Source organism: Micromonospora sp. L5 (assembly GCF_000177655.2).
GTDB classification, from domain to species: Bacteria; Actinomycetota; Actinomycetes; order Mycobacteriales; family Micromonosporaceae; genus Micromonospora; species Micromonospora aurantiaca.
Map to the genome: position 1 here is coordinate 2,781,743 of NC_014815.1, position 26,299 is coordinate 2,808,041.

At 73.4% G+C, this 26,299-nt stretch carries 24 protein-coding genes; 17 read left to right on the plus strand and 7 right to left on the minus strand.

The genetic code is table 11. The features are described from left to right. The first annotated feature begins 78 nt into the window (after nt 1-78). Nucleotides 79-1,131, plus strand: coding sequence for a type III polyketide synthase (locus ML5_RS13260; protein WP_013475024.1), 1,053 nt, complete (start codon nt 79-81; stop codon nt 1,129-1,131). 39 nt (nt 1,132-1,170) lie between these two features. Further along, nucleotides 1,171-1,773 carry a hypothetical protein gene (locus ML5_RS13265; protein WP_013475025.1) on the plus strand — a complete coding sequence of 201 codons (603 nt, stop codon included), beginning with the start codon at nt 1,171-1,173 and terminating at the stop codon, nt 1,771-1,773. Nucleotides 1,774-1,869: 96 nt separating this feature from the next. On the opposite strand, the gene ML5_RS13270 is transcribed toward ML5_RS13265, so the two are convergent. After that, nucleotides 1,870-2,565 carry a hypothetical protein gene (locus ML5_RS13270; protein ID WP_013475026.1) on the minus strand — a complete coding sequence of 232 codons (696 nt, stop codon included), beginning with the start codon at nt 2,563-2,565 and terminating at the stop codon, nt 1,870-1,872. 328 nt (nt 2,566-2,893) lie between these two features. Between ML5_RS13270 and ML5_RS13275 the strand changes: the two genes are divergently transcribed. From ML5_RS13275 to ispF, 3 genes are all read left to right on the plus strand, one after another. Next, nucleotides 2,894-3,379 (plus strand): CarD family transcriptional regulator, encoded by a 486-nt coding sequence (locus tag ML5_RS13275; protein WP_013288937.1) that lies wholly within the window; start codon nt 2,894-2,896, stop codon nt 3,377-3,379. Nucleotides 3,380-3,432: 53 nt separating this feature from the next. After that, the gene (ispD, locus tag ML5_RS13280) at nt 3,433-4,128 is read left to right on the plus strand and encodes a 2-C-methyl-D-erythritol 4-phosphate cytidylyltransferase (protein WP_013475027.1); all 696 of its coding nucleotides are present in this window, start codon (nt 3,433-3,435) and stop codon (nt 4,126-4,128) included. Between the two features lie 106 nt (nt 4,129-4,234). Beyond that, on the plus strand, nt 4,235-4,717 hold the full coding sequence (gene ispF, locus ML5_RS13285; protein ID WP_013288935.1) for a 2-C-methyl-D-erythritol 2,4-cyclodiphosphate synthase: 483 nt from the start codon (nt 4,235-4,237) through the stop codon (nt 4,715-4,717). Between the two features lie 37 nt (nt 4,718-4,754). Here the strand turns inward: ispF and ML5_RS13290 are convergent, their stop codons facing one another. Beyond that, nucleotides 4,755-5,285, minus strand: a complete 531-nt coding sequence (locus ML5_RS13290) for a hypothetical protein (RefSeq protein ID WP_013475028.1) — start codon at nt 5,283-5,285, stop codon at nt 4,755-4,757. 150 nt (nt 5,286-5,435) lie between these two features. On the opposite strand from ML5_RS13290, the gene ML5_RS13295 reads away from it, so the two are divergent. The 3 genes from ML5_RS13295 to ML5_RS13305 are packed head-to-tail and all read left to right on the plus strand — an operon-like array spanning nt 5,436 to nt 9,098. Further along, nucleotides 5,436-6,812: a BTAD domain-containing putative transcriptional regulator gene (locus ML5_RS13295; RefSeq protein ID WP_236619411.1), complete on the plus strand. Its 1,377-nt coding sequence runs from the start codon at nt 5,436-5,438 to the stop codon at nt 6,810-6,812. Nucleotides 6,813-6,860: 48 nt separating this feature from the next. Further along, nucleotides 6,861-8,012: a lipopolysaccharide assembly protein LapB gene (locus ML5_RS33175; protein WP_013475030.1), complete on the plus strand. Its 1,152-nt coding sequence runs from the start codon at nt 6,861-6,863 to the stop codon at nt 8,010-8,012. A 45-nt stretch (nt 8,013-8,057) separates the two neighbouring features. Further along, nucleotides 8,058-9,098, plus strand: coding sequence for an NAD(P)-dependent alcohol dehydrogenase (locus ML5_RS13305; RefSeq protein WP_013475031.1), 1,041 nt, complete (start codon nt 8,058-8,060; stop codon nt 9,096-9,098). A 55-nt stretch (nt 9,099-9,153) separates the two neighbouring features. On the opposite strand, the gene ML5_RS13310 is transcribed toward ML5_RS13305, so the two are convergent. Next, complete coding sequence (locus tag ML5_RS13310; protein ID WP_013475032.1) at nt 9,154-10,320, minus strand: homogentisate 1,2-dioxygenase; 1,167 nt, start codon at nt 10,318-10,320, stop codon at nt 9,154-9,156. A 94-nt stretch (nt 10,321-10,414) separates the two neighbouring features. Here ML5_RS13310 and ML5_RS13315 point away from each other — a divergent pair, with 94 nt between their 5' ends. The 5 genes from ML5_RS13315 to ML5_RS13335 all read left to right on the plus strand — a co-directional run bounded on the left by ML5_RS13315 (nt 10,415) and on the right by ML5_RS13335 (nt 14,897). Then, entirely contained in the window at nt 10,415-11,281 is an 867-nt protein-coding gene (locus ML5_RS13315) for a hypothetical protein (RefSeq protein ID WP_041784178.1), read from the plus strand. A 110-nt stretch (nt 11,282-11,391) separates the two neighbouring features. Beyond that, entirely contained in the window at nt 11,392-12,591 is a 1,200-nt protein-coding gene (gene fahA / locus ML5_RS13320; RefSeq protein ID WP_041784513.1) for a fumarylacetoacetase, read from the plus strand. Nucleotides 12,592-12,769: 178 nt separating this feature from the next. Further along, entirely contained in the window at nt 12,770-12,979 is a 210-nt protein-coding gene (locus ML5_RS13325; RefSeq protein WP_013288927.1) for a DUF397 domain-containing protein, read from the plus strand. A 114-nt stretch (nt 12,980-13,093) separates the two neighbouring features. Beyond that, on the plus strand, nt 13,094-13,576 hold the full coding sequence (locus tag ML5_RS13330) for an SRPBCC family protein (RefSeq protein WP_013288926.1): 483 nt from the start codon (nt 13,094-13,096) through the stop codon (nt 13,574-13,576). Nucleotides 13,577-13,643: 67 nt separating this feature from the next. Continuing rightward, nucleotides 13,644-14,897: a PQQ-binding-like beta-propeller repeat protein gene (locus ML5_RS13335; RefSeq protein WP_013475035.1), complete on the plus strand. Its 1,254-nt coding sequence runs from the start codon at nt 13,644-13,646 to the stop codon at nt 14,895-14,897. A gap of 121 nt (nt 14,898-15,018) precedes the next feature. On the opposite strand, the gene hisC is transcribed toward ML5_RS13335, so the two are convergent. The 4 genes from hisC to hppD are packed head-to-tail and all read right to left on the minus strand — an operon-like array spanning nt 15,019 to nt 19,114. After that, nucleotides 15,019-16,122, minus strand: a complete 1,104-nt coding sequence (gene hisC, locus ML5_RS13340) for a histidinol-phosphate transaminase (protein WP_013475036.1) — start codon at nt 16,120-16,122, stop codon at nt 15,019-15,021. After that, nucleotides 16,119-17,138 (minus strand): RDD family protein, encoded by a 1,020-nt coding sequence (locus ML5_RS13345; protein WP_013475037.1) that lies wholly within the window; start codon nt 17,136-17,138, stop codon nt 16,119-16,121. The genes hisC and ML5_RS13345 overlap by 4 nt, the downstream gene beginning before the upstream one ends. A gap of 55 nt (nt 17,139-17,193) precedes the next feature. Continuing rightward, nucleotides 17,194-17,898 carry an RDD family protein gene (locus ML5_RS13350; RefSeq protein WP_236619412.1) on the minus strand — a complete coding sequence of 235 codons (705 nt, stop codon included), beginning with the start codon at nt 17,896-17,898 and terminating at the stop codon, nt 17,194-17,196. A gap of 10 nt (nt 17,899-17,908) precedes the next feature. Then, nucleotides 17,909-19,114, minus strand: a complete 1,206-nt coding sequence (gene hppD / locus ML5_RS13355) for a 4-hydroxyphenylpyruvate dioxygenase (RefSeq protein ID WP_013475039.1) — start codon at nt 19,112-19,114, stop codon at nt 17,909-17,911. A 140-nt stretch (nt 19,115-19,254) separates the two neighbouring features. Here hppD and ML5_RS13360 point away from each other — a divergent pair, with 140 nt between their 5' ends. The 4 genes from ML5_RS13360 (at nt 19,255) to ML5_RS13375 (ending at nt 26,275) form a co-directional block, all read left to right on the plus strand. Beyond that, nucleotides 19,255-19,743, plus strand: a complete 489-nt coding sequence (locus ML5_RS13360) for an Lrp/AsnC family transcriptional regulator (RefSeq protein WP_013288920.1) — start codon at nt 19,255-19,257, stop codon at nt 19,741-19,743. Between the two features lie 121 nt (nt 19,744-19,864). Beyond that, on the plus strand, nt 19,865-21,301 hold the full coding sequence (locus tag ML5_RS13365) for a PQQ-binding-like beta-propeller repeat protein (protein WP_083816979.1): 1,437 nt from the start codon (nt 19,865-19,867) through the stop codon (nt 21,299-21,301). Nucleotides 21,302-21,377: 76 nt separating this feature from the next. Further along, nucleotides 21,378-23,045, plus strand: a complete 1,668-nt coding sequence (locus ML5_RS13370; protein WP_013288918.1) for a fumarate hydratase — start codon at nt 21,378-21,380, stop codon at nt 23,043-23,045. A gap of 248 nt (nt 23,046-23,293) precedes the next feature. Beyond that, nucleotides 23,294-26,275 carry an AfsR/SARP family transcriptional regulator gene (locus tag ML5_RS13375; RefSeq protein WP_013475041.1) on the plus strand — a complete coding sequence of 994 codons (2,982 nt, stop codon included), beginning with the start codon at nt 23,294-23,296 and terminating at the stop codon, nt 26,273-26,275. The last annotated feature ends 24 nt before the right edge of the window (nt 26,276-26,299 follow it).

Sequence of the window (26,299 nt, forward strand, 5' to 3'; positions counted from 1 at the left end):
CCCCGCAGTCGCGAACGAAATGCGGCACGGTGACCAGGGTGAGCGCGAGGAGTGAGTGAAGGGCGAGGGGTGGGGGACGTGGGCATACCGGTGATCGCGGGTCTGGGTACGGCACAACCGCCGGCCGCGATGCAGGACGAACTGTGGACGGGCTTCTTCGCGAAGCACTTCCAGGGGAACACCCGGGCGCTGGCCGAGCGGATCTTCGCGAACTCGGGCGTGACCCGGCGGCAGGCGGCGGTCAACCCGCTGCTGGAGGACGTCTCGGAGTGGCCGACCGAGCGCCGGATGCGCCGCTACCAGGTCGAGGCGCTGCCGCTGGGCAAGGAGGCGGTCAGCCGGGCTCTCACCGCCGCCGGCCTGGACGCCTCCGACATCGGGCTGTTCATCGTCTGCTCGTGCACCGGGTACGCCACCCCGGGGCTGGACATCCTGCTCGCCCGGGATCTGGGGATGTCCCCGAGCACCCAGCGCATGTTCGTCGGGCACATGGGCTGTTACGCGGCCCTGCCCGGGCTGGGCGCGGCGAGCGACTTCGTCACCGCCCGCGGGCGGCCCGCGCTGCTGCTCTGCGCGGAGCTGACCAGCCTGCACATCCAGCCGCCTGGCGCCCGGGTGGACACCCAGCAGATCGTCTCCCACGCGCTGTTCTCGGACGCCGCGGTCGCCGCCGTGGTCGTCCCCGGCGGCCGGGGGTACGCGCTGCGCGAGGTCACCTCGGTCACCGACACCTCCACCGCCGACCACATGACCTGGGACGTCACCGACACCGGTTTCCGGATGGGGCTGTCGCCGAAGGTGCCGCAGGTCCTGTCCCGGCACGTGCGGACGCTGATCGACGAACTGCTGGCGCGGCACGGGTGCGAGCGCTCCGACGTGGACGGCTGGGCGGTGCACCCGGGCGGTCCGCGGATCCTCAACGTGGTGGAGCGTGAGCTGGCGCTGCCATCGGACGGGCTCGCTGCCTCCCGGGGGACGCTCGCCGAGCACGGCAACTGCTCGTCCCCGACCGTGCTGCTGATTCTGGACCGGCTGTGGCGTACGGAGCCGTCGCCGCCGCGCTGGGCGGTGATGCTCGCGTTCGGACCGGGCCTGACGCTCTACGCGGTGCTGCTGGAACGGGTGGGCTGACGGCTCGCCCCGCCCGGGCCGCACGGATACGCTGCCGTCATGGCCTCCGACGAGCGGGACGGACGGGTACCGCTGACCGTCCTGACCGTTCTGGCGCTGGCGGCCGGCGCGGCCTGGTGGCGGTCGGCGGCACCCGAGCCGGGTGCGGTCACGGCCGTGCCGGCGCCGCCCGCGAGCGCCGAACCCGTCGCCCGAACCTGGCGGGTCGACCCGTCGACCGGCGACGCCTGGCCGGCACGACCGGGGCGCGACCCGACGCCCCGGGCACTCCGTGCCCCGGCGACGGCGCCGGACCGGTCGGTGGTGATCCGGGTCGAGGACGACGGCACCTCGCGTGTGCTCCAGGTGTCGCACGTGGTGTGGCGGGAGACGTCCGACCTGACGCCGGACGGGCCGCCCGTCGTACGGCAGGTGAATCCGTCGCGGGGCGACGACTACCGGCTGACGGTGAGCTGCGCCGGGGACGGATCGATCGCCGTGCAGCTGTCCGGCACCGGGACCGGCGACGCGCGGCGGTTCCTCCGCTGCGGCGGGCGACTGGAGCTGCCCTTCCTGGGCGGCACCGGCGCGCCGGTGCTGGTGCGGTTCACCGGTGTACGCGGCCGGGCCGAGCTGGACGCCCGGCTCGAAGCGCTCTACTGACAGCCGTCGCGCGCCGGGCACCGGCGGCTCAGCGGCCCCGCTCGCGTCCTCGGGCCGGCGGCTCGGCCGCCCAGCCGGCGCTCCCGGACCGGCCTGTCAGCTGCCCAGCCGGGCCAGGTCGGCGCCGTAGTCCGACAGCGGGCCCAGCTCCGGCACCACACGGACCAGCGAGCCCTGCCGGTCCACGAGCAGCGCGGCGGCGGTGCCGGGGTGGGCGGACAGGTGCAGGTAGGAGCGCAGGCCGCAGGCCGGGTCGCCGAGCGGGCGTACCCCGGGGACGCTCGCGGGTCCGGCGCTGCGGCCCTCGGTCACGGTGACCACAGTGACGCCGGGCGGCGCGGCGCGGGCCGCGGTGCCGACCTGCTCGGCGCAGGCGCAGGCGTCGACCAGGATGATCATGGCGGGCAGCAGGCTGCGCAGCGGTACCGGCGTGTCGTCCGCGCCGACCAGGTCCAGCGCGGGCAGCGGGCCGACCGGTTGCGGCGCGGTGGTGGAGCGGGGGAGCACCGTCGGCGCGCCGGACCGCGCGGTGGTGCGCGGCCAGGTGACGGCGGCCAGCCCGGCGAGCGTGACGAGCACCGACACGAGCAGGATCAGCACCGGCAGCCCGAGGCGGGCCGGAACGGTAAGCCGGCCGGAGCCCTGCCGCGCGCGGCGCAGCTCCCGGCGGACCTGCCGGGCCTCGTCGGCGAGCGCCGAGGCGTCGTCCGGGACGACCACCCGGCCCCACTCCGGAGGCAGGCCGGGCAGCCCGTCCGGCGGCCCCTGGCCGTCAGCGTCAGGCACGCCCATCGGACCCCCAGGAACGTCTCGGTGAGCGGACGTCACGTCCCTCACCAGCGTCCCGCACCGACCGCCGTAACGCCACACCTGGGCGCGGACGGACTTGCGGAGCTACCATGGAAGGAGCGCATTGCCCTAGATCTGGACGCTCCCGTCACCCCTTACCGGGTTGTCACGTGTTCCTCACGGAGCGTGTCGAAAGCATCGGTTTGACCGCCTGTCAAGCTGAAGAAATACCTCTCACAGGGCCCCTGAGCTGCGCCAACGATCAGGACAGCGGTGAGACATCGGTGCCTGAGCGTGTTACCCTAGACACAGCGAAAGGGGTTTCGAACCTATGGTTTTCAGTGTCGGCGAGACCGTTGTTTACCCCCACCACGGGGCCGCACTCATCGAGGCAATCGAGACTCGGGTCATCAAGGGCGAGCCCAGGGAATACCTCGTCCTGAGGGTCGCACAGGGTGACCTGACGGTCCGGGTGCCCGCCGAGAACGCCGAGATCGTGGGTGTGCGCGAAGTGGTTGGCGAAGAGGGCCTGGGCAAGGTCTTCGACGTGCTCCGTGCACCGCACACCGAGGAGCCGACCAACTGGTCGCGGCGTTACAAGGCGAATCTGGAGAAGCTGGCCTCCGGTAACCCGCTGAAGGTGGCCGAGGTCGTCCGCGACCTGTGGCGCCGGGAGCGGGAGCGGGGCCTGTCGGCGGGCGAGAAGCGGATGCTCGCCAAGGCCCGTGACATCCTCGTCGGCGAGGTCGCGCTGGCGGAGAAGAGCACCAAGGACGAGGCCGAGACGCTGCTCGACAAGGTGCTGACCGAGGCCTGATCCACGCCTCTGCCTCTACCCACCCCGCAGCGAACGAATCCGAGGACCGCGACGTGACCGCGCAGCTCAATCCGCGCGGTGACGTCGCGGTCCTCGTTCCTGCGGCAGGTGCCGGGGTACGCCTCGGACCTGGCGCCCCGAAGGCGCTCCGGCTGCTCGCCGGTGAGCCGCTGCTCGTACACGCGGTCCGCCGGATCGCCGCCGCGCCCTCCGTGCACACGATCGTGGTGGCCGCGCCGGCGACCGAGGTCGAGGCGGTACGCGCGATGCTCACCCCCGTCGCCCCGGTGACAGTGGTCCCCGGTGGCGCCGAACGCCAGGAGTCGGTGGCGGCGGCACTCGCGGCAGTACCCGGCGGTCCGGAGATCGTCCTGGTGCACGACGCGGCCCGCGCGCTCACCCCGGCCCACCTGGTCGAGTCGGTGGCCGCGGCGGTCCGCGACGGGCACGACGCGGTGATCCCGGTACTGCCGGTGGTCGACACGATCAAGGAGGTCGACGCGACCGAGCGGGTGCTCGGCACAGTCGACAGGTCCGCGCTGCGGGCGGTGCAGACGCCGCAGGGCTTCCGCCGGTCGGTGCTGGTCGCGGCCCACCGGTCCGCCGGTGACGCGCTGACCGACGACGCCGGGTTGATCGAGAAGCAGGGCGGCGCGGTCATGTGCGTGCCCGGCTCCGAGCTGGCCCTGAAGATCACCCGCCCGTTCGACATGGCCCTGGCCGAACACCTCCTGACCACAGGCGCCTGACGCGCCGCCCGCGCGGCACGCGGGCTTCGAGATCTTGGTAAGAAACGGCCCTCATAGGGGCCCTTTGCTACCAAGATCTCTCCCGAGGTGTGCGTACCCTCTGGTCATGATCGTTCCTCGGGTGGCTGTCGGCACCGACGTGCACGCGTTCGCGGCCGGGCGGCCCTGTTGGGTCGCGGGCCTGCACTGGCCGGACCAGGACGGCCTGGCCGGTCACTCCGACGCCGACGTTGCCGCGCACGCCGCCTGCAACGCCCTGCTCTCCGCTGCCGGTCTCGGCGACCTGGGCGCGAACTTCGGCGTGGACCAGCCGGAGTGGGCCGGTGCCTCCGGGGTGGCGCTGCTGACCGAGAGCGCACGCCGGGTACGGGCGGCGGGCTTCCAGATCGGCAACGTGTCGGTGCAGGTCGTCGGCAACCGCCCCAAGATCGGGCCGCGCCGGGAGGAGGCGCAGCGGGTGCTCTCCGAGGCGGTGGGCGCGCCGGTGACCGTCTCCGCGGCCACCACCGACGGCCTCGGCTTCACCGGGCGCGGGGAAGGGCTGGCCGGGATCGCGGTGGCCCTGATCTACGAGGCTCCGGCCGGCTGACGCGGTGACCGGGGACGCCGGCCACCGCGTCACCCGATCAGTCGACGTCGGTGCAGACGTTGTGAGTAGTGCCGTGGAGCATCGTGATCGTCTTGTCGTAGGTGGGGGAGAACTCCACCCGGAACCGGCCGTCGACGATCCACAGCCCCTTCGGCAGGGTGCCGGCGTTCTCCCGGAAGCCGAGCAGCACCGGCCCGGTCACGTACCAGGTCATCGAGCCGTCGGTGCGGTAGACGACGAGGGCGGTGCCGCTCGCGTCCGCCGTCGAGGTGGCGCCGGTCTCCAGGTTCGTCACCCGGTTGATCAGAGCGCCGGTGAACAACTCCCGCTTCGGCGTGCCGTCCGGGTAGGTCTCGATCGTCAGCTTCCGCACCTCGTCCACGATCGGCTCGACCCGTACCGCGAACTCGCATCGCGCGCCCGCTGGCATCTCGAACGGCGCCTGGGGCGCCGGTTCCCAGGCACCCGGGGCGGGATGCCGCTCCGGCGCGGCGGACGCCGAGCCTGGTAGGGCCGCGACCACAGCCGCCACGACGCTCGCCACCACGATGCTCATCCTGAACCGCATGTTCCACTCCATCCCTCGCTGGTCCGGGCGGCGAGCATCACCGGGCCCGGTCACCACCGGATCACCGCGTCGAGCGGCAACAGTCGAGCGGGCGGACCCGGCCGGCCGGGTTCCTCACCACGCGATCACCGTCGGGCGACAACCCCGGGCTTGGGCCGACCCGTCCTGTTCGGTATGGAGTTCCGCCTGCTCGGGCCGTTCGAGGCCCGCCACGACGGCCGGCCGGTCGAGGTCGGCAGCCGGCGTCAGGAGCGTTGCCTGCTCGGGGTGCTGCTGCTCGACGTGGGCCGGGTGGTGCCGACCGACCGCCTCATCGACCTGCTCTGGAACGGCCGGCCGCCGGCCACGGCCCGGAGCGCGGTGCAGACGTACATCGGGCGGCTGCGGGGCTCGCTCAACCCGTACGGGGTGCGGATCAGCACCCGGGGCGAGGGCTACGCGGTGGAGGAGGACGGGCACCGGGTCGACGTCGACGAGTTCGCCGACCTGGTCCGGGCGGCCGGGCGTGCCGCCGACCCCGCCGAGCGGGTGCGGTCGCTCGACCGGGCGCTCGCCCTCTGGCGCGGGCCGTTGCTCGCCGACGCGGCGGACGACGAGCTGCGGGACCGGCTGCACGGCACGGTCGAGGAACTTCGCCTGGTCGCCGTGGAGCTTCGGGCCGAGGCGCAGCTCGCGCTGGGCCGGCACACGCGCGCGGTCGCCGACCTGATGCCGCTGGCCGCCCAGCACCCGACGCGGGAACACCTCGTGGCGGTCCTGATGACCGCCCTGTACCGGGGCGCCCGGCGGGCCGACGCGCTGCGCCTCTACAACGCCACCCGGGACCTGCTCGCGGCCGACTTCGGCGTCGAGCCGGGGCCCCGCCTCCGGGAGGTGCAGCGCCGGGTGCTCGCGGGCGACGACCGGCTGGACCGGGCCGCCCGGCCGATGCACGAGATCCGGGTCGGCGACGAGAGCCTGCCGTGGAGCGTGGGCGGCCACCCGGCCCTGGACTTCTGCAACACCCTCGCCGGGTGGGGGCACGAGCCGCCGTTGCCCGGCGCCGAGTGGCTGCGCGGCTACCGGACCCTCGCCGTCTGGGCCGGCCACGTCGGGCTGGTGGACGAGGTCTCGACGAACCGCCTGCTGCACCTCGCACGTCGTGACCCGGTAGCGGCGGAGGCGGTGCTCGACGAGGCCCGTACGCTCCGCGCCGCGCTCTACGCCAGCCTGGTCGACCCGGACGACGGCCCGGCCTTCGAGACCGTCGCGCGGGCCGCCGAGGCCGCCGCCCGTACGCTCGTCTTCCGGCGCGAGACCGACGGACGCGGCAGGTGGTGGCCGGACCTGGCGGCCGGGCTGCGGCTGCCGGTGCACGCCGCCGCGTTCAGCGGCGCGCAGCTGCTCGCCGATCCGGCCCGGTTCACGGTGCGGGTCTGCCCGGACCGGCGGTGCGGGTGGTTGTTCCTGGACGAGAGCGGGCTGCGCCGGTGGTGCAGTCTGGGGACGTGCGGCGGCCGGGCGGGCGTGTCCTGCCGGAGTGCCTGACGCCGGGCACCCTCGGCGCGGTGGGTCCGGGCGGATACGCTCGCCGGGATGCCGAGTGACGCCGCCCCCGACCAGTCCGCCGCCGACGGTTACCTGCAACGCGCCCACCTGCTCGCCGAGCTGGGGCGCTACGACGAGGGGATCGGCGAACTCACCGCGCTGATCGCGACCGAACCGGCGCACGTGCCCGCGTTGACCATGCTGGCCCGGATGCACCTGGCCGCCGACCGGCCGTCCGAGGCGCTCGCCGCCGCCGAGGCCGCAGTGACCGCCGCCGGCGGCCCGCCCGCCCCTGAACCGCCTGCCGTCGGGACGCTCGCCGCGGAGACGCCCACCCGCGACGTGCCGGGCGCCGTGCCGCCTGCTGCCGGAGCCGCCGCCGACGAGGCGTCCGCCCAGGAGGCGGCCGGCGCAGAGACGCCCGTCGCCGGGGCGGTCGTGCCGGCGCTCGTGGCACGCGGGTTCGCGCTGCTCGACCTCGAACGCTGGAAGCCCGCCGCCGCCACCGCCGACGAGATCCTGGCGCGTGCGCCGGGTGACGCGTACGCGCAGCGCAGTGCCGCCGCCGTCCTCTCCGCGTCGCGAAACGGGCAGGCGGCGCTGGACGCGGCGTGGCGGGGTGTGGAGCTGTCGCCGGACGAGCCGGAGGCGCACCTGGTGCTGGGCCTGGTCGCGGTGCGGCTGCAACTGTTCGACCTGGCCGAGCGGGCCTACCGGGAGGCGCTGCGGCTGGACCCAGGGCTGGGCGAGGCGGGGCAGGACATGGGCGTGGCCCGGCTGGAACGACGCCGGTACGCCGAGACGCTGGAACACCTGACCGCGATGGCCGACCTGCCGGTGGCCCGTCCCGACCCGGTCCGGACCGTGGACGCCGGCATCCGGCGTCTCCTGCTGTCGGTGGCCGGGTTGTCCCTGATCGCGAGTGTGCTGGTCGCGGCGCTGGCCCCGGCCTCGCCGGGTGCGTCCCGGCTGTTCGCGGTGCTGGCGGTGGCCGGGGTGGCGGTGCTGCTGCGGCGCCCGGCGACGTGGCAGCCCGGCCTGCGGGAGGCGATGTCGCGCGGCCTGGTCGTCCCGGTCTACGCGGCCGCCGTCGCGGTGGTGCTGCTGCTCGTGTACGCGCTGGTCGGCGGCCCGTTGCCGCTGGTCGGGGCGATCACCGCGTCGGTGGTGGCCGGATTCACCGCGTTCGCTCGCCGGTGAGAGGGTAGGAGGACCGGAAACACCGGCTGAAGGAAGCGGGAATCAGTGCTCACCGTCAATGCCTACGCGGCGACGTCCGCGACCGAACCGCTCGCCCCGACCACCATCGAGCGGCGGGATCTCGGACCGGACGACGTTCTCATCGACATCAAGTTCTCCGGCATCTGCCACTCCGACATCCACACCGCGCGCAGCGAGTGGGGTCCGACCCGCTACCCGATTGTGGTGGGTCACGAGATCGCGGGCGTGGTGCGTGAGGTCGGCTCCGCGGTGACGAAGTTCGCCGTCGGCGACCGGGTCGGCGTCGGCTGCCTCGTCGACTCCTGCCGGGAGTGCGACAACTGCCGCAAGGGCCTGGAGCAGTACTGCCTGAAGGGCAGCACCGGCACGTACGGCGGGGTGGGCCGGGACGGCGAGCCGACCCAGGGCGGCTACTCGCAGGCCATCGTGGTCACCGAGGACTTCGTGCTGCGCATCCCGGACGGCATCGAGCTGGACGCCGCCGCGCCGCTGCTCTGCGCCGGCATCACCACGTACTCGCCGCTGCGGCACTGGAACGCCGGGCCGGGTCGCCGGGTTGCGGTGATCGGCATGGGCGGTCTCGGCCACATGGCCGTGAAGCTGGCCCACGCGATGGGCGCCGAGGTGACCGTGCTGTCGCAGTCGCTGAAGAAGCGGGAGGACGGGCTGCGGCTCGGCGCCGACCACTACTACGCGACCTCCGACGAGGACACGTTCACCGAGCTGGCTGGCTCGTTCGACCTGATCATCAACACGGTGAGCGCAACCCTCGACATGGACGCGTACCTGCGGCTGCTCGCCGTGGACGGGACGCTGGTCAACGTGGGCGCCCCGGAGAAGCCGCTGTCGGTGCACGCGTTCTCGCTGATCCCGGCCCGGCGGTCGTTCGCCGGGTCGAACATCGGCGGCATCGCGGAGACCCAGGAGATGCTCGACTTCTGCGCCGAGCACGGGCTGGGCGCCGAGATCGAGGTGATTCCGGCCGAGAAGATCAACGAGGCGTACGAGCGGGTGCTCGCCTCCGACGTGCGCTACCGCTTCGTCATCGACGCGTCCACGTTCTGACGACCGCGTGCGAAGGGGCCGCGTCCGTGCCGGGCGCGGCCCCTTCTCGCGTACGTCAGGACTTGCGCGCCCAGGTCCACGCGTAGCCGTCGTCCTCGCAGTCGGCGGCGGCGTCGCAGAGGTCGAGCGGGCGGAACGTGTCCACCATGACCGCCAGCTCGTCGAAGAACTCCGCACCGATCGACCGCTCGGCCGCGCCCGGCTGGGGGCCGTGGGTGAAGCCGGACGGGTGCAGCGAGATCGAGCCCTGCTCGATGCCGGAGCCGCGCCGGGCCTCGTAGTTGCCGCCGGTGTAGAACAGCATCTCGTCGGAGTCGACGTTGTGGTGGTTGTACGGCACCGGGATGGCGGCCGGGTGGTAGTCCACCTTGCGCGGCACGAACGAGCAGATCACGAAGTTCGGGCCCTGGAACGTCTGGTGCACCGGCGGGGGCTGGTGGATCCGCCCGGTGATCGGCTCGAAGTCGTGGATGGAGAACGCCCACGGGTACATGTGGCCGTCCCAGCCGACCACGTCGAACGGGTGGTTGGCGTAGACGTACCTCGTCCACCCGCGGCGGTGCTTGACGAGCACCTCCACCTCCTCGCCGTCGACGAGCAGCGGCGTGTCCGGTCCGCGGACGTCGCGCTCGCAGTAGGGCGCGTGCTCCAGGAACTGGCCGCGTACGGAGAGGTAGCGCTTGGGCGGCCCGATGTGGCCGGACGCCTCGACGGCGAGCAGCCGGGTCGGCTCGTCGCCGGTGGGCACCAGGCGGTGGATGGTCGAGGTGGGGATGACGACGTAGTCGCCCGCTACCGCGTCGAGCACGCCGAACGGCGACTCGACCCGCATCGACCCGGCCTCCAGGTAGAGGCAGTGGTCGCCGGTGGCGTCGCGGAACAGCGGCGACGGCCGGTCGGCGAGCACGTACGCGATGCGTACGTCGTCGTTGGCGAGCAGGTACTGCCGGCCGAGCACCGGGTCCGCGCCGGTGCCGTCGAGCTTGTGCGTGCGCAGGTGGCGCGGCTTGAGCGGCAGGTTGGGCACGCGGGTGACTGTGGGCGGGGCGTACTCCTCGGCGGCGAGGATCGCGGTCGGCGCGTGCCGGTGGTAGAGCAGCGACGAGTCGGAGGAGAAACCCTCCTGGCCGACCAGTTCCTCCGCGTAGAGAGTGCCGTCGGGCTGGCGGAACTGGGTGTGGCGCTTGCGCGGCACGTCGCCGACGCTGCGGTAGTACGGCATCTCGCCTCCCGATATGTCCCGTTCTCCGGCCGGTGGCGTCCGATAATCGGACGCTGTTGTCCGTTCCTCGTAGCGTCCCGTACATTCTTGTCTCGTGTCAACGCAGGTGCCCCGCCTCCTCTCCGGCCTGGTGGACGACGCCGCGGTCTTCCCGCCCGGCAACGCCGCGCTGCCCGACGCGGTGACCGCGCACCGCACCCACCGAACCGCGTGGTACGCGGACATGGTCGGCCCGCTGCTGCTGCCCGCCTCGGAGATCCAGCGCGGGTCGCTGAGCGGCCTGGTGGACCCGGCCGAGGGCCTGGTGATCGGGCTGATCGGCGACACCGGCCTGGACCAGCTCCCGCAGGCGCTGGAAGCGCTCGCGCCCGACGGGGTGACCGCCCGGCAGGTCGAGGCGCCGGTCGCCAAGCGCGGCGAGGACCCGCAGCCCGGGCTGTCCGAGCTGATGACGCTCGCCGGCCGGCTCGACGGCGCCGCCGTGTACGCGGAGATCCCGCTGACCTTCGGGCTGATGGGCGCGCTCGACACGCTCGCCGAGGCGCGCGCCGGCGGGCTGCCGGTGGCGGCCAAGTTCCGCACCGGCGGGCTCGCCGCCGAACTGTTCCCCACCCCGGTCGAGCTGGCCGCGGTGATCTGCGCGTGCCGGGACCGTAAGCTGCCGTTCAAGCTCACCGCCGGGCTGCACCACGCGATCCGGCACCGCGACCCGGAGACCGGCTTCAACCACCACGGTTTCGTCAACGTGCTGGGTGCCACGCTCGCCGCCGTCGGGGGCGCCGAGGTGGACGGCGTGGCCGAGCTGCTCGCCGCCACCGACCCGGTACGCGTGGTCGAGCCGGCCCGGGCGCACCGCGACGCCGAGCGCCCGCTCTGGGTCGGGTACGGCTCGTGCAGCATCTCCGAACCACTTACCGATCTGATCCGGCTGGGGCTGGTGAACGGAGGCTTTGAGGCATGAGCGAACGCACCGAGCGGAGCGAGGGCCGTGAGGGCATGCCCGGCCTGCACCGCATGAGCGAACGCACCGAGCGGAGCGAGGGCCGTGAGGGCATGCCCGGTCGGCACGGCATGAGCTGGGTTCCGGGTGTGGCAGGGTCGCCGTACGGGGTGACGAACCTGCCGTACGGCGTGTTCCGGCACGGCGAGGGCGAGCCGCGCGTCGGCGTCCGCATCGGTGACTTCGCGCTGGACCTTGCCGGCGCGGAGGCCGCCGGTCTGGTGCTGGCCGGCGGCGCGCTGGGCCGGCCGACGCTCAACGCCTTCATGGCGCTCGGCCGCCCGCAGTGGACGGCGGTCCGGCAGCGGGTCGTCGAGCTGCTCACCGAGCCGGAGCACCGGGCGGCGGTCGAGCCGCTGCTGGTGCCGCTGCGCGAGGTCGAGATGGCGCTGCCGTTCGAGGTGGCCGACTACGTCGACTTCTACTCCTCCGAGCACCACGCCTCGAACGTCGGGCAGATCTTCCGGCCCGGCCAGCCGCCGCTGCTGCCGAACTGGAAGCACGTGCCGATCGGCTACCACGGCAGGGCCGGCACCGTGGTCGTCTCCGGCACCCCGGTGACCCGCCCGACCGGCCAGCGGGCCAGCGCGCAGGGCCCGACCACCGGCGCCTCGGTCCGGCTGGACATCGAGGCCGAGGTGGGCTTCGTGGTGGGCGTGCCGAGCCGGCTCGGCGAGCGGGTGCCGGTTGCCGACTTCGCCGACCACGTCTTCGGCGTGGTGCTCGTCAACGACTGGTCGGCCCGGGACATCCAGGCGTGGGAGTACCAGCCGCTCGGGCCGTTCCTCGGCAAGTCGTTCGCCACCTCCGTCTCGGCCTGGGTGACGCCGCTGGAGGCGCTGTCCGACGCGTTCGTGCCCGCGCCGGACCAGGACCCGCCGGTGCAGGACTACCTGCGCGACACCCCGCGCCTCGGGCTGGACCTGACGTTGTCGGTCGAGTGGAACGGCGAGCGGGTCGCCGAGCCGCCGTTCGCCGGCATGTACTGGACCTCGGCCCAGCAGCTCGCGCACCTCACCGTCAACGGCGCGTCGCTGCGTACCGGCGACCTCTACGCCTCCGGCACCGTCTCCGGTCCGGAGCGCGGCCAGGTCGGTTCGTTCCTGGAGCTGACCTGGGGCGGGTCCGAGCCGGTCAAGTTCGCCGACGGCAGCGAGCGGACGTTCCTGGAGGACGGCGACACGGTGACGATCACCGCCACCGCGCCCGGCCCGGACGGCACCGCAGTCGCGTTGGGCGAGGTCACCGGGACGATCCTCCCGGCTCGCTGAGATCCGACCTTCCGAACCGGCCCCGGTCGCACCCGATGTGCGACCGGGGCCGTTTCCTTCGGCGTTGATCGCTCCGGATCACCTACGCCCCGGCCGGTGGCTCCCCGGTCGAGCCGGGAGCCGTCCGCGGTGCCGGGCCGGGGCGTACCCGCGGAAGCCGAAACAGGAAGGACCGAGCATGACCGAGTTGACCGGTGCCGTCTGGCGCACCAGCAGCCGCTCGAACGATCAGGGTCTCTGCGTCGAGGTGGCGACGAACGTGGTCGCCGAGCACGGCGTGGTGGGCGTACGCGACTCGAAGGACCCGGACGGTCCGGCGCTCGCGGTGAGCCCGCCGGGCTGGGCCGCGTTCGTCACCGCGCTGCGGGGCGGCGCGCTCCGCGGTTGACCGCTCCTGCGCCACACACCGGTGCCCCGGCCGGGGGCACCGGTGGTGGAAATGTCACCGGGAGGCTCCCCGTTTCCGGTCACGGCCCGTACCGTGTACGACACGGGAGGTGCCATGTCGACGGTGACGGTTTCCGCATTCATCGAAGCGCAGGACGCCGATCTGTGGCGGCTGCTCACCGACCTCCCGGCCCGCGCCGACTGGCTCTCGGCGGTGGACGCGGTCGAGGTCCTCGGCACCGGCGGGTTCGGGCCGGGCACCGTGTGGCGGGAGACCCGCGTCCGGCCGGACGGCGGCACCGAACCGGAGGAGTTCGAGGTGATCGAGGCGGTCGCGCCCGGCCGCCTGGTGCTCGGGTCGCGCGGTGCCGGCGCCGACTACCGGATCACCTGGACGCTGCGCACCGTCGAGCGGCGGCGGCGCGGCTGCACCGAGGTCACCGTCGAGCAGGAGGCAGTGCCGACCCGGGCGTACGGGCGGGTGCTGGCCCTGATCCTCGGTGGCCTGGCCGCCCGCGCGGTCGAGGGCGCGCTCCGGCGCGACCTGGCCGACCTGGCGCTGGCCGCCGGTTCCGCCCGATCCACCGAGGCCGCCTGAGCCGACCCGGCCGCTCCCCGTACCCGGCCCGCACGCGGCCGGTAGGGTGCCGGGGCGGAGGTGACGGATGGCGAAGGCCGCGAGGCGGCGGGCCGTGGTGGCGCTGGTGGCGGTGCTCGCCGTCGCGGCGTCGGTCGCCGTGGTCGTCCGGGTGCTGGCGCCCGCCGAGGTCGACACCCCGGCCCGGAAGCCCTACCCGGCGGTGCCCGCGCCGACCGCCGGGGTGCTCGCGCGGCTGCCGGTGGCGCCCCTCGTCGTGGACGGCCGGCTCCGCGTCTACGCGGGCACCCGTCAGGTGTACGCGGACCAGCCGGTCACCGGACGGCATCGGGTCACCCCGTTCTGGTCCTTCCGCCGCTGGCCGGCGACGCTGGTCGGAGTGCTCGCCGAGGGCACTACGGTGGTCAGCCGCTGGTCCGACGGGAAGCTGGTGGCGCTCGACGCGCGTACCGGACGGGTGGCCTGGCGGGCCGACGGCCCGCAGCCCGGGTCCGTGCCGGAGCCGCGACGCACCTTTGCCGCCACGGTCTGGGATCCGGCCGGACTGCACGTGGCGCGCACGTCCGAGGGGCGGGCCGTGCTGCTCGCGACCGGTCCGGGCGGCATCGGCGGGTACGACCTCACCGACGGCCGCCGGCTCTGGCGCGCGGACGTGAGCAGGGGTTGCCGGTCCGACGTGGGCACGACCGCCAGCGGTGAGCTGGTCGGCGTGGACAGCTGCGACGGCCCGGCCGCGGTCGAGCTGCGGGACGCGGCGACCGGTGTGGTGCGGACCCGCTGGCGGCCGCCGGGCGCGCCGGAACAGCTCGTCGTCACGCCGGTGGGCTGCCGCGACGGGCACTCCGGTTGCCGCGGGCTGCGTACCGCCGGGCCGGACGGCGCGGGCAGCCGGGGCTGGCTGGTGACCGACCCGGGTGAGCCGGCCGCCGCGCCGGGCCTGGACCACCCGGACACGGTGCTCGACGGTGAGCGGGCGGTGGACACGTCCGGCCCGGTGGTGGTCGGGCGCTCGGCGCGTACCGGCGAGGAGCTGTGGCGCCGGGCGGACATCCATCCGGCCCGGGTGCTCGCGACCGAGCCGGGGCGGGTGCACCTGCTGACCGACCGGCGGGAACTGGTCACCGTCGACCCGCTCACCGGTACGACCCGGTCGGGTTTCGTGCTCGACCTGGGCCGGGACGGGATCGGCTGGCGGCCGGGCCGGGCGTACGCGGTGGACGGCTACGTCGCTGTGGAGCGGCTGCGGGAGCAGGCCGCTCCGGAGGACGACGACCAGGGCTACTTCCTGATGGCCGAGCCGGTGTTGCTGGCGGTGACCTGATCTGGCGAGTCAAGCCTAAAAACGGACAAAAGCACCTATAGTGCTCTTGTCTGATCGGTCGGACGAAGACGCCCGGCGCCGGTCCGTAGGGGGTTGACGGACCGGCGCCGGGCGCGTCCGGTCAGGCCAGAGCGGCCTCGGCGGCGGCCAGGAACGCGTCGTTCTCGGCCGGGGTGCCGATGGTGACCCGGACGCCGTCGCCCGGGAACGGGCGCACGATCACGCCACGCGCCTCGCACGCCCGGCCGAACTCCACCGCCCGGTCGCCCAGCGGCAGCCAGACGAAGTTGGCCTGGCTGTCCGGCACGTCCGGGACGAACTTGCGCAGCGCCTCGGTGACCCGGTCCCGCTCGGCCACGACCAGCGCGCAGCGCCGCTCCACCTCGTCGGCCTGCGCGAGCGCGGCCAGCGCGCCGGCCTGGGCGGCCATGCTGGTGGAGAACGGGGTGACCACCTTGCGCACTGCGGCGGCCACCTCCGGCGCCGCGACCAGCCAGCCGATCCGCAGACCGGCCAGGCCCCACGCCTTGGACAGCGTGCGCAGCACCGCCACGTTCGGCCGGTCCAGGTAGGTCAGGCCGTCCGGCACCTCGGGGTCGGTGACGAACTCCCGGTACGCCTCGTCGATCACCACGAGCACGTCGTCCGGCATCGCGTCGAGGAAGCGGTCCAGCTCGGCCCGGCGCACCGCCGTACCGGTGGGGTTGTTCGGGTTGCAGACCAGGACCATCCGGGTCCGGTCGGTCACCGCCGCCGCCATCGCGTCCAGGTCGTGGCCGTGGCCGGCGTCGTTCGGCACCCGCACGCTTGTCGCGCCGCTGGTCGCCGCGATGATCGGGTACGCCTCGAAGGAGCGCCACGAGTAGAGCAGCTCGTCACCGGGCAGGCAGGTGGCGCGGACCAGGTGCTCGGCCAGCGCCACCGAACCGCAGCCGGTGGCGATCCGGTCGGCGTCCACGCCGTACCGCTCGGCGAGCGCCTGGCGCAGCGCCACCACGCCCATGTCCGGGTAGCGGTGCGAACCGGCGACCGCCTCGGCGACCGCCTCCACCACACCCGGCAGCGGGCCGTACGGCACCTCGTTGCTGGCCAGCTTGATCGCCTCGGCCAGGCCCAGCTCCCGGGCCAGGTCGGCGGGGCTGCGGCCGGGCACGTAGTTGGGCAGCGCGTCCAGGTCGGCGCGGGTGAGCCGCGGCGCAGGCTGGTGGCGTCCGGTCTCGGTCATGGGGTGTCTCCCGGGGTGTCGGCGCTCTCGGGCGGGGCGGTACCGGTGTCACGTTTGCGGGGGAGCTGGACCACCACCGTCTGCGCCCGCTTGTCGTGCAGGGCCTGGCGCAGCGGGTGGTCGAACAGGGGCGAGATCGCGTCGATGAGCTGGAGCAGCAGACCCAGCCCGCAGCAGTACCAGAGCAGCGTCGGCAGGCCGAGCGTGCTCCAGCGCCGGGTGGCCCGGCCGAAGCCGAGCGGCTGGTCCGCCTCGACCGGCAGCGCGCGAATGCCCATCAGCCGCTTGCCGAAGGTCTGACCGCGCGCCGCCATCGACGGCACCTCGTACGCGTACCAGAGCGCGGTGGCGATCACGAGAATGGCGATCTGGAGGCCGCCGGCCTGGTCGTCGATCTGGGGCAGCCCTTCGGTGGACGTGTCGCCGTTGAGCGCCCGGCGCACCGATTCACGCAGGTACGGGGAGACGGCCTCGACGTAGCGCCAGACGAACCAGCCGTTGACAACGGCGTTGAGCAGGAACACCACGCCGAAGTCGATCAGGCGCGCGACCAGCCGGGCGCCGTACGACGCCAGCGGCAGTCCGTGCGGGCGGGGGATCGGCTGTGCGCCCGGCCAGTGCGGGTACGGCCAGCCCGGCGGCGGTCCCTGCATGCCCGGCCCGGCCTGTCCCGGCTGCCCGGGCTGGCCCGGCCACGGGTTCGGTTGACCCGGCTGTCCCGGCCACAGGCCGGCCTGGCCGGGCTGACCCGGTTGTCCCGGCTGTCCCGGCCACGGGCCCGGCCGGCCGGGCGCGCCGGACGTCGAAGCCGCGTCGGGGCGGCCGCCGGGGCTGGCGGCCTGCTGTTCGGTGGCCGGCGTCGGGGTGGCCGGCGCGGGCTCCGGTTCGGGGGGCGGCGGGCCGTCGGGCGGGGTGACGTCGACCGGGATCGGCGCGCCGATCCAGCCCTCGCCGTCCCACCACCTGCGGGTCTCCGTGTCGGCGGGGTCGACGTACCAGCCGGGTTCCAAACTCACGATGCCGTCCTAGTTCCCGACTGCGGGGCTCGCAGACCCGGCTCACTCCTCGCGCTCACGGGCCAACCTTAACGACGACCGTACCGGCGAACTTGTCGTGGAGGCACTGCTGCCAGGGCTTGTCCCACAGTTGCCAGAAACCGTCGAGGTAGCTGAGGAACGGCACGAACATCCCGCCGGCGAATTCGACGGCCCAGCGCTTGCCGAGCATGCCCCGGGTCAGCGCGGCGTCCGGCTGCACCGGCACGATCCGCAGCTTCATCACCTTCTTGCCGAGCGTCTGCCCGGTCCGGCGGGCGTACTCGACGTGGTAGACCCAGTAGAAGGCGAGCATCAGCAGCAGGACCCCGAGCTCGGCGGCGAGCAGCGGCAGGAACACGCTCGTCCAGACCTCGACCGCGTCGGGACCGTTCGGGCCGGCCTGCTCGATCTCGTCGATCATCCGGAAGAAGACGAGGAAGAACACCGGCACGAACAGCGCCATCGTCACCGCCATGGCGACGGCGGTGTCGATCAGGTAGGCGAGCAACCGGTCGCCGAAGCCCGCCAGCGGCTGCCCGTTCGGCGCCACCGGGGGCGGGACGGGCGCCGGGGCGTACCCGGGTGGGGGGAAACCGGGCGGCGGGTAGCCGGGCGGGCCGGCGTACCCCGGGGGAACGTGCTGCGCGGGCACCGCCGGTCCGCCGGGCGGCGCGAAGCCGCCGCCCGCGGCTGGATGTCCGGCGGGCGGCGGCATCGGGTTCGGAGGAGGCTGGGTCACGCGGACAGTGTTACAGGTTCCCGCGCTTCTCCTGCTCGCGCTCGATCGCCTCGAACAGGGCCTTGAAGTTGCCCTTGCCGAAGCCGAGCGAGCCGTGCCGCTCGATCAGCTCGAAGAAGACGGTGGGGCGGTCCTGCACCGGCTTGGTGAAGATCTGGAGCAGGTAGCCGTCCTCGTCCCGGTCGACCAGGATCTTGCGGGACTGAAGCTCCTCGATGGGCACCCGGACGTTGCCGATGCGGGCGCGCAGCTCCGGGTCCTCGTAGTACGAGTCCGGGGTGTCCAGGAACTCGACACCCGCGGCGCGCATGGCGTCCACGCTGGCCAGGATGTCGTTGGTGGCCACGGCGATGTGCTGGGCGCCGGGGCCCTGGTAGAACTCCAGGTACTCGTCGATCTGCGACTTCTTGCGGGCCACGGCCGGCTCGTTGAGCGGGAACTTCACCTTGCGGGTGCCGTTGGCGACGACCTTGCTCATCAGCGCCGAGTAGTCGGTGGCGATGTCGTCGCCGATGAACTCCGCCATGTTCGAGAAGCCCATGACGCGCTTGTAGAACTCGACCCACTCGTCCATCCGGCCCAGCTCCACGTTGCCGACCACGTGGTCGACCGCCTGGAAGAACCGCTTCGGCTGGAGGCCGGCGTCGATCATCGGCTGCCGGTCCACGATCGGGCCGCGAGCGACGAAGCCGGGCAGGAACGGGCCGGTGTAGCGGGACCTGTCGACCAGGCTGTGCCGGGTGTCGCCGTACGCGGCGATGGACGCCATCCGGACGGTGCCGTGCTCGTCGCTGACGTCGTGCGGCTCGACAAGGCCGGTCGCGCCCTGCGCCACGGCGTGCGCGTACGCGGCGTCCACGTCCGGCACCTCCAGCGCGATGTCGGAGACGCCGTCGCTGTGCTTCGCCACGTGCCCGGCGCCGTCGGCGTCCGGGCGGACCGCGCCGGTCAGCACGAAGCGGGCCGAACCGCTGGTCAGCACGTACTGCGCGTGGTCGCGGTAGCCCTGCTCCGGCCCCCGGTACGCCACGCACGTCATGCCGAACGCGGTGGAGTAGTAGTGCGCGGCCTGCTTGGCGTTGCCCACCAGGAAGTGGACGTGGTCCATGCCCTTGACCGGGAACGGGTCGCGGGTGATGTCGTGGTCGACTGCGCCGACGAGAGCGTCGACGTCGACCTCCTCGGTCGACTGGGGTCGGTCGATCGCCTGGGTCATGGTGGCCTCCCTCGCGTACCGGCCGGCCTCGTGGGCCGCCGTGGATGTGCTCTTCCGGCGAGGATCTACGGACCGCAGTGAGTTGGGCAACAGTTGACGTTATTCCTGGTCAGGTTGTGCATTCGGTACGGTGGGACACCATGAACACTGGTCAGGATGTACAGCTCGACGAGCTGGACGCTCGCTTGATCGAACTGCTCGCGGAGGAGCCCCGGATCGGCGTGCTGGAGTGCTCCCGTCGCCTCGGCGTGGCCCGCGGCACGGTCCAGGCCCGGCTCGACAAGCTCGTCGGCCGGGGAGTGGTGACCGGGTTCGGGCCGGACATCACCCCCGCCGCGATCGGCTTCGGGGTGACCAGCTTCGTCACCCTGGAGATCAGCCAGCGGCACGGCCACGACCAGGTCACCGCGCACCTGGCCGCGATCCCCGAGGTGCTGGAGGCGCACACCATCACCGGCTCCAGCGACCTGCTCTGCCGGATCGTCGCCCGGTCGAACACCGACCTCCAGCGGGTCATCGACCAGATCGTCGCCTCGGAGGGCATCCGGCGCGCGTCCACCATCATCGCGCTGGCCGAGCAGATCCCGTACCGGACGTTGCCGCTGGTCCGCTCCGCCGCCCGCGGGTAAGGAAGGGCCCCCTGTTAACGCCTCCGGAGGTGGAAGGGCCCCTTATTAACACCCCGGACCGCCCAAGAAGCGCCGCGACACGCACCGCACGCGGCCCGGGGGACCGGTGATCGTCGCTACCGTGTGCGGTGTGAAGGGCCTAGGGGTACGCGGCTGGTTGCTGCTCGGGCTCGTCACCGTGGTCGTACTCGCCGCGACAGGCGTCTGGAACCCGTTCCCGGCGCTGTGGGACTGGGTCGACCGCAGCAAGCCGATCTCCGAGCCGGACGTGGTCTGGCAGCAGCGCGTCGGCGGCACGCCGCGCAGCGTCACCATCGCCGGCGACACAGTGATCGTCGAGCAGCGCACCCGCATCGAGGCGCGCAACCTCGCCGACGGCGGCCAGTTGTGGGAGCGCAAGGCCGACTGGTCGGCGGTCGCGGGCAGCGGCCGGGAGTCGGTCGTCGCCGTGGGCCGGCTGCTCGACAAGGGGTACGAGGTGCTCGACCCGGTCAGCGGCGTGACCCGCCGCCGCGACGACCGCGCGATCGCCGTCTGGACCTACCGGAACCGGCTGCTGGACGCGTACTGCGTGCAGGCCACCGACTGCACGCTGCGCGCCTGGGAGCCGCGCGGCACCGCTCCGCTGTGGAGCGCGTTCCTGCCCGGCGTGCACAGCGGCGTGCTCGCCGACAACCCGGAACTACTGGGCACCCGGCGGCTCGGCGCCACCCGGATCGACGGTGGGGTGGCCGGGCCGGAGTCCGTCCCGCCGCTGCTCGGCTTCCCGGTCGACGGGCGGGTGCACGTGGTGGACACCGCCACCGGCCGGGTGCTCCAGAACGTCCAGCCCGGCCGCGAGGAGCGGCTCGCGGTGGTCGGCGGCCGGCTGCTGCGGATCGCGGCCACCTCCCGCGACGGGAGCTGCTACTACGCCGTGACCGCCGTGGACCCGGCCACCGGTCAGCAGGTGTGGCGGCGTACCGGGATCAACCTGCGCACCGCCGACTACGCCGGCTGCGTGCAGCGGGAGGATCCGCAGGGCGGGCGCAACGTGATCATCGGGGTCGCCCCGGACGGGCGTGAGGCGGTGCTCGACGGGTACGACGGCCGGCTGCTCCAGGTCGGCGCGGACGGTGAGAAGCTGCTCGCCGTGGACGACCGGTACGCCGTGGTGCGCAGCGCCGACAAGGGCTCGCTGCTCGGGCGGGAACTGTCGGCCGACCGGACCCGCTGGACCCGGCCGGCGGGCGGCAAGAGCGGTGCGGCGCTCACCCCGTACGCGGCGGTGATCAGCGAGGAGAAGCCGTCGCGGCTGATCGCGGTCGAGCCGCGGGAGGGCCGGGTGCTGGTCGAGCTGCGTACCTCGGCGAACGCGCTGGCGGTCGGCCCGAACGGCATGATCATCGGCGAGGGGCGGGAGATCGGGTACGTCCGCTGGGGCGCCGGCACGTCCGAGGCGCCGGGGCCGGGCCAGGACGGCGCGCCGGTGGCGCCGAACCCCGGAGGCAGCTGGCGCCCACCCAGCGACCAGGGAAGTTGCGGACCGAAACGGGAACTCTGCGCCGACGGCAAGTGACAGCGGGTGAGAGCGTCGTCCCAGGACCGACCTGCGGGTGCCACCGATCGACAGCTCTGCCCTAGGCTTTTCGGTCATGAGCAGTGCCGCCGCCTTCTCGTACGCACCCCTGCTGCCGACCGGTCCCGACCAGACCGAATACCGCCTGGTCACCGACGAGGGCGTGGACGTCGTCAACGGCCCCGGGGGCCGCCGGTTCCTCACAGTGGATCCGGGCGCGCTGACCGCGCTGACGGCCGAGGCGATGCACGACATCGCCCACTTCCTGCGCCCGGCCCACCTGGCTCAGCTCCGCGCGATCATCGACGATCCGGCGGCCTCGCCGAACGACCGCTTCGTCGCGCTCGACCTGCTGCGCAACGCCAACATCGCGGCCGGCGGTGTGCTGCCGATGTGCCAGGACACCGGCACCGCGATCGTGATGGGCAAGCGTGGCCGGCACGTGCTCACCGACGGCACCGACGCGGAGGCGATCTCGCGCGGCGTCTACCAGGCGTACACCCGGCTGAACCTGCGCTACTCCCAGCTCGCCCCGCTGACCATGTGGGACGAGCGGAACACCGGCAGCAACCTGCCCGCCCAGGTGGAGCTGTACGCCGAGGACCCGGACGGCCACGCCGACGCGTACAAGTTCCTCTTCATGGCCAAGGGTGGCGGCTCGGCCAACAAGTCCTACCTCTACCAGGAGACCAAGGCGCTGCTGAACCCCACGCGGATGATGCAGTTCCTGGAGGAGAAGCTGCGGCTCATCGGCACCGCGGCCTGCCCGCCCTACCACCTGGCGATCGTCATCGGCGGCACCTCCGCCGAGTACGCGCTGAAGACCGCGAAGTACGCCTCCGCGAAGTACCTCGACGCGCTGCCCACCGAGGGCTCGATGAGCGCGCACGGCTTCCGTGACCTGGAGCTGGAGGCCGAGGTGCTGGAGCTGACCCGCAACTTCGGCATCGGCGCTCAGTTCGGCGGGCGCTACTTCTGCCACGACGTACGGGTGGTCCGGCTGCCCCGGCACGGTGCCTCCTGCCCGGTGGCGATCGCGGTCTCCTGCTCGGCCGATCGGCAGGCGGTGGCGAAGATCACCCCGTCGGGCGTCTGGCTGGAGCGCCTCGAAACCGACCCGGCGCGCTACCTGCCCGACGTCACCGACGAGACGCTGGAGACCGAGGAGGTCGTCCGCGTCGACCTGAACCGGCCGATGGACGAGATCCGGGCCGAGCTGTCGAAGTACCCGGTGAAGACCCGGCTGTCCCTGACCGGCCCGCTCGTCGTGGCCCGGGACATCGCGCACGCGAAGATCGCCGAGCGGCTGGACGCGGGCGAGCCGATGCCGCAATACCTCCGCGACCACGCGGTCTACTACGCCGGCCCGGCGAAGACCCCCGAGGGCTACGCCTCCGGCTCGTTCGGTCCCACCACGGCGGGCCGGATGGACGCGTACGTGGAGAAGTTCCAGGCGGCCGGCGGCTCGATGGTGATGCTCGCGAAGGGCAACCGGTCCGCACAGGTCACCCGCTCCTGCCAGGCCCACGGCGGCTTCTACCTCGGCTCGATCGGCGGCCCGGCCGCCCGCCTGGCGCAGGACTGCATCAAGCACGTCGAGGTGCTCGAGTACGCCGAGCTGGGCATGGAGGCGGTCTGGAAGATCGAGGTGGAGGACTTCCCCGCCTTCATCGTCGTCGACGACAAGGGCAACGACTTCTTCGCCGAGGTCACCAAGCCGGTCCTCACCGTCGGCCGGCGCTGACGGCAGACGTACACGAGGGGCGTCCGGGATGGTCCGGGCGCCCCTCGGCGTGTTCGTCATGCATCGACATCGGTGCGCCTGCCCGGCAGGGTGGCCGGACAGGCGCACCGCCCCCGTCGGATGTCGTCACCGACAACCGGTGACGAGTCTGTGCGCCGTCGCTATCGGATCGCTATCGCCTCGCCGCGCCGCTCGGTGACCGCCGGGCTACGCTGCTGGAAGTTGCATGGCGGCAGGCGGGGGCGCGGATGCGATTCGGGATCTTGGGGCCCTTGCGGGTCGGCGGCGGCGAAGCCACCGTCACCGCGGGCCGGGATCGCACCGTGCTCGCCATGCTGTTGCTGCGCCCCGGCCGGGTGGTGCCGGTGGAGGATCTGGTCGACGCCGTCTGGGAGGAACGTCCCCCGGCGACCGCGCGGACCCAGCTCCAGATCTGTGTGTCGCGACTGCGGCAGCGCTTCGCGGCGCTCGGGCTGCCGGCCGGGACCATCGTGACCGACCCGGCGGGCTACGGCATCCGGATCGAGCCGGACGACCTCGACGCCGACATGTTCGCCCGCGCCGTGGAGACGGCCCGCGCCGAGGCCGCCGCCGGCCGGTTTGCCGAGGCCCGCCGTCACTATCGGGCGGCGCTGGCGCTGTGGCGCGGTCCGGCGCTCGCCGGTATCCCGGCCCGGCTGGTGCGACTGCGGGCCCAGGCGCTCGACGAGCAGCGGCTCGCCGTGCTGGAGGACTGCGTCGACGTCGAGTTGCGGCTGCGCCGGGGGACCGAACTGGTCGACGAGCTGACCGAGGCGGTCGAGCACAACCCGCTGCGGGAACGGCTGCGAGGGCAGCTGATGCTGGCTCTCTCGGCGGTCGGCCGGCAGGCGGACGCGCTCGCCGTCTACCGGGAGGGCCGCCGGATCTACGCCGAGGAGCTGGGCATCGAGCCCGGCGCGGCGTTGCAGGAGTTGCACCAGCGGGTGCTCGGCGGCGACCTGGTGCTGGGCGTGCCGGAGAGCCGGGTCACCGCGCCGGTCCGGGCGCTGCCCCGGGCGATCAGCGACTTCACCGGGCGCCAGCAGACTGTGGCCCGACTGGTCAAGGAGGTCGCCGAGGAGGGAAGCCGGGTCCAGCTCCTGGACGGTATGGCCGGCAGCGGCAAGACCACACTGGCCGTTCAGGTGGCGAGCGCGCTCGTCGACCGGTTCCCCGACGCGCAGCTCTTCGTCGACCTGCACGGGCACAGCGACCGCAGCCCGCTGAGCACTGCCGCTGCGGCGGCCATCCTGCTCCAGCAGCTCGGTGTGCCGGCCGAGCGGGTTCCGGCCGACCTGGCGGGCCGGCTGGCGATGTGGCGTTCCGAACTGGCCGACCGGCGGGCCGTGGTGGTGCTCGACAACGCCGCGGACGCCGCGCAGGTCGTCCCGCTGCTGCCCAACGGGCGGGACTGCACCGTGCTGATCACCAGCCGCCGCAGGCTGGTCGGCGTGGACGCGGGGCGGCCCACCTCCCTGCCGGTACTCGATGCCGACGAGGCGGTCGAGCTGCTGGCCCGGGTGGCCGGCGCGGAACGGGTCGACGCCGAGCCGGAGGCGGCGGCGGAGGTGGCGCGCCGTTGCGGACACCTTCCGCTCGCGCTGCGGCTGGCCGGGGCGCGGCTCGCGCACCGGCCGCGGTGGCGGGTGGCCGACCTGGCCGAACGCCTGGCCGGGGCGGCCGATCCCCTGGCGGAGCTGACCGTCGGGGAGCGCTCGGTCGCGCGTGCCTTCGCGCTGTCGTACGAGCAGGTGCCGCCGGTGGTGCAGCGGGTGTTCCGGCTGCTCGGACTCCACCCGGGCAGCCGCATCGACAACCGGGTGGCGGCCGTGCTCGCGGAGCTGCCGCTGTCGGAGGCGCAGGACGCACTCGACGAACTGGTCGACGCGCACCTCGTCGAGGAGGTGGAACCCGGCCGGTACCGGTTGCACGACCTCATCCGGGAGTACGCCCACACGCTCGGGGCGGAACGCGAGACCGGCGACGAGCGACGGGCGGCGATCGCCCGGCTGCTCGATCATCACCTGCACGTCGCCGCCGCCGTCGCGCTGACTCTGGAGCAGACCGCTCCGCACGGCATTTTCGCCCGATCGGAGCCGGTACGGCCCGACCTGGTGGCGGCCACCGTCGTTCTCGGCCGGCCGTGGCTGGAGGAGAACCGCCCGACGCTGACCGCGTTGGTCCGGTTGGCGGAGGCCGAGGGTTTCCTCCGGCAGAGCTGGCAGCTGGCCCGGGTGGGCTGGACCGTCAACTTCTACGGTGGTCACCTCGACGACCTGATCGAGACGCACCAGATCGGCCTGCGGGCCGCCGAGCGTCTGGGCGACGACGAGGCCGTGGCGACGATGCACAACTATCTCGCGTCGGCCGACTACCGCCGGGCGCGCTTCGCCGAGGTGATCCGGCGGATGGAGGTGGTGGTCGGCATCTACCGGCGGCTCGACCGGCCGGTCGAGCTGCGGAAGGCGCTCGACAACCTCGGCACGGCCTACGCGGTGGACGGGCACCACAGGCAGGCCATCGAGATGTACGACGCGTCGGCCGCGCTGGCCCGCCGGCTGGGCGATCCGTTCGCGCTGACCAACATGCTGAACAACCTCTCGCTCTGCCTGATGTGGTCCGGGCGGTACGACGAGGCCCTGCGGAAGTGCCGCCACCATCTGGCGCTCGCCCGGCAGGTCGGCGACCCGCGTCAGCTCGGCAACGCCGTCGGCCACCTGGGCATGGTCCGGCACCGGCGCGGCGAGCGTGGACCGGCCCGGCGGCTCCTGCGTACCGGTCTGACGTTGAAGCGCAAGATCGGCAACCGCTACGGCGAGGGCGAGCTGCTCAACGAGCTGGGCATGATGGAGCGCGAGGAGGGCCGGCCGGAGCAGGCCGCCGCGCTGCATCGGGAGGCCTTGATGGCGATGAACGACGCCGGGGACCTGGGCGGGCAGTGTGCGTCCCGGAACCTCCTGGCCCGGGCGATGCTGGACCAGGAGGACGTCGCCAGCGCGCTGGACCTGCACCGCCGGGTGCTCACCGACGCCACCCGGCTCAGCGCCCGTTACGAGCAGGCCTGCGCGCTCGACGGCATGGCCCGCTGCCTGCGTCACACCGACCCCGACCAGGCCCGCCGGTACGCCGGGCGGGCGCTGGCGCTGTTCCGCCAGGTCGAGTCGCCGGACCGGCGGGAGACCGAGAGACTGCTCGCCGAGCTGGGCTGAGGGCCACGCCACTTTCCCTGCACA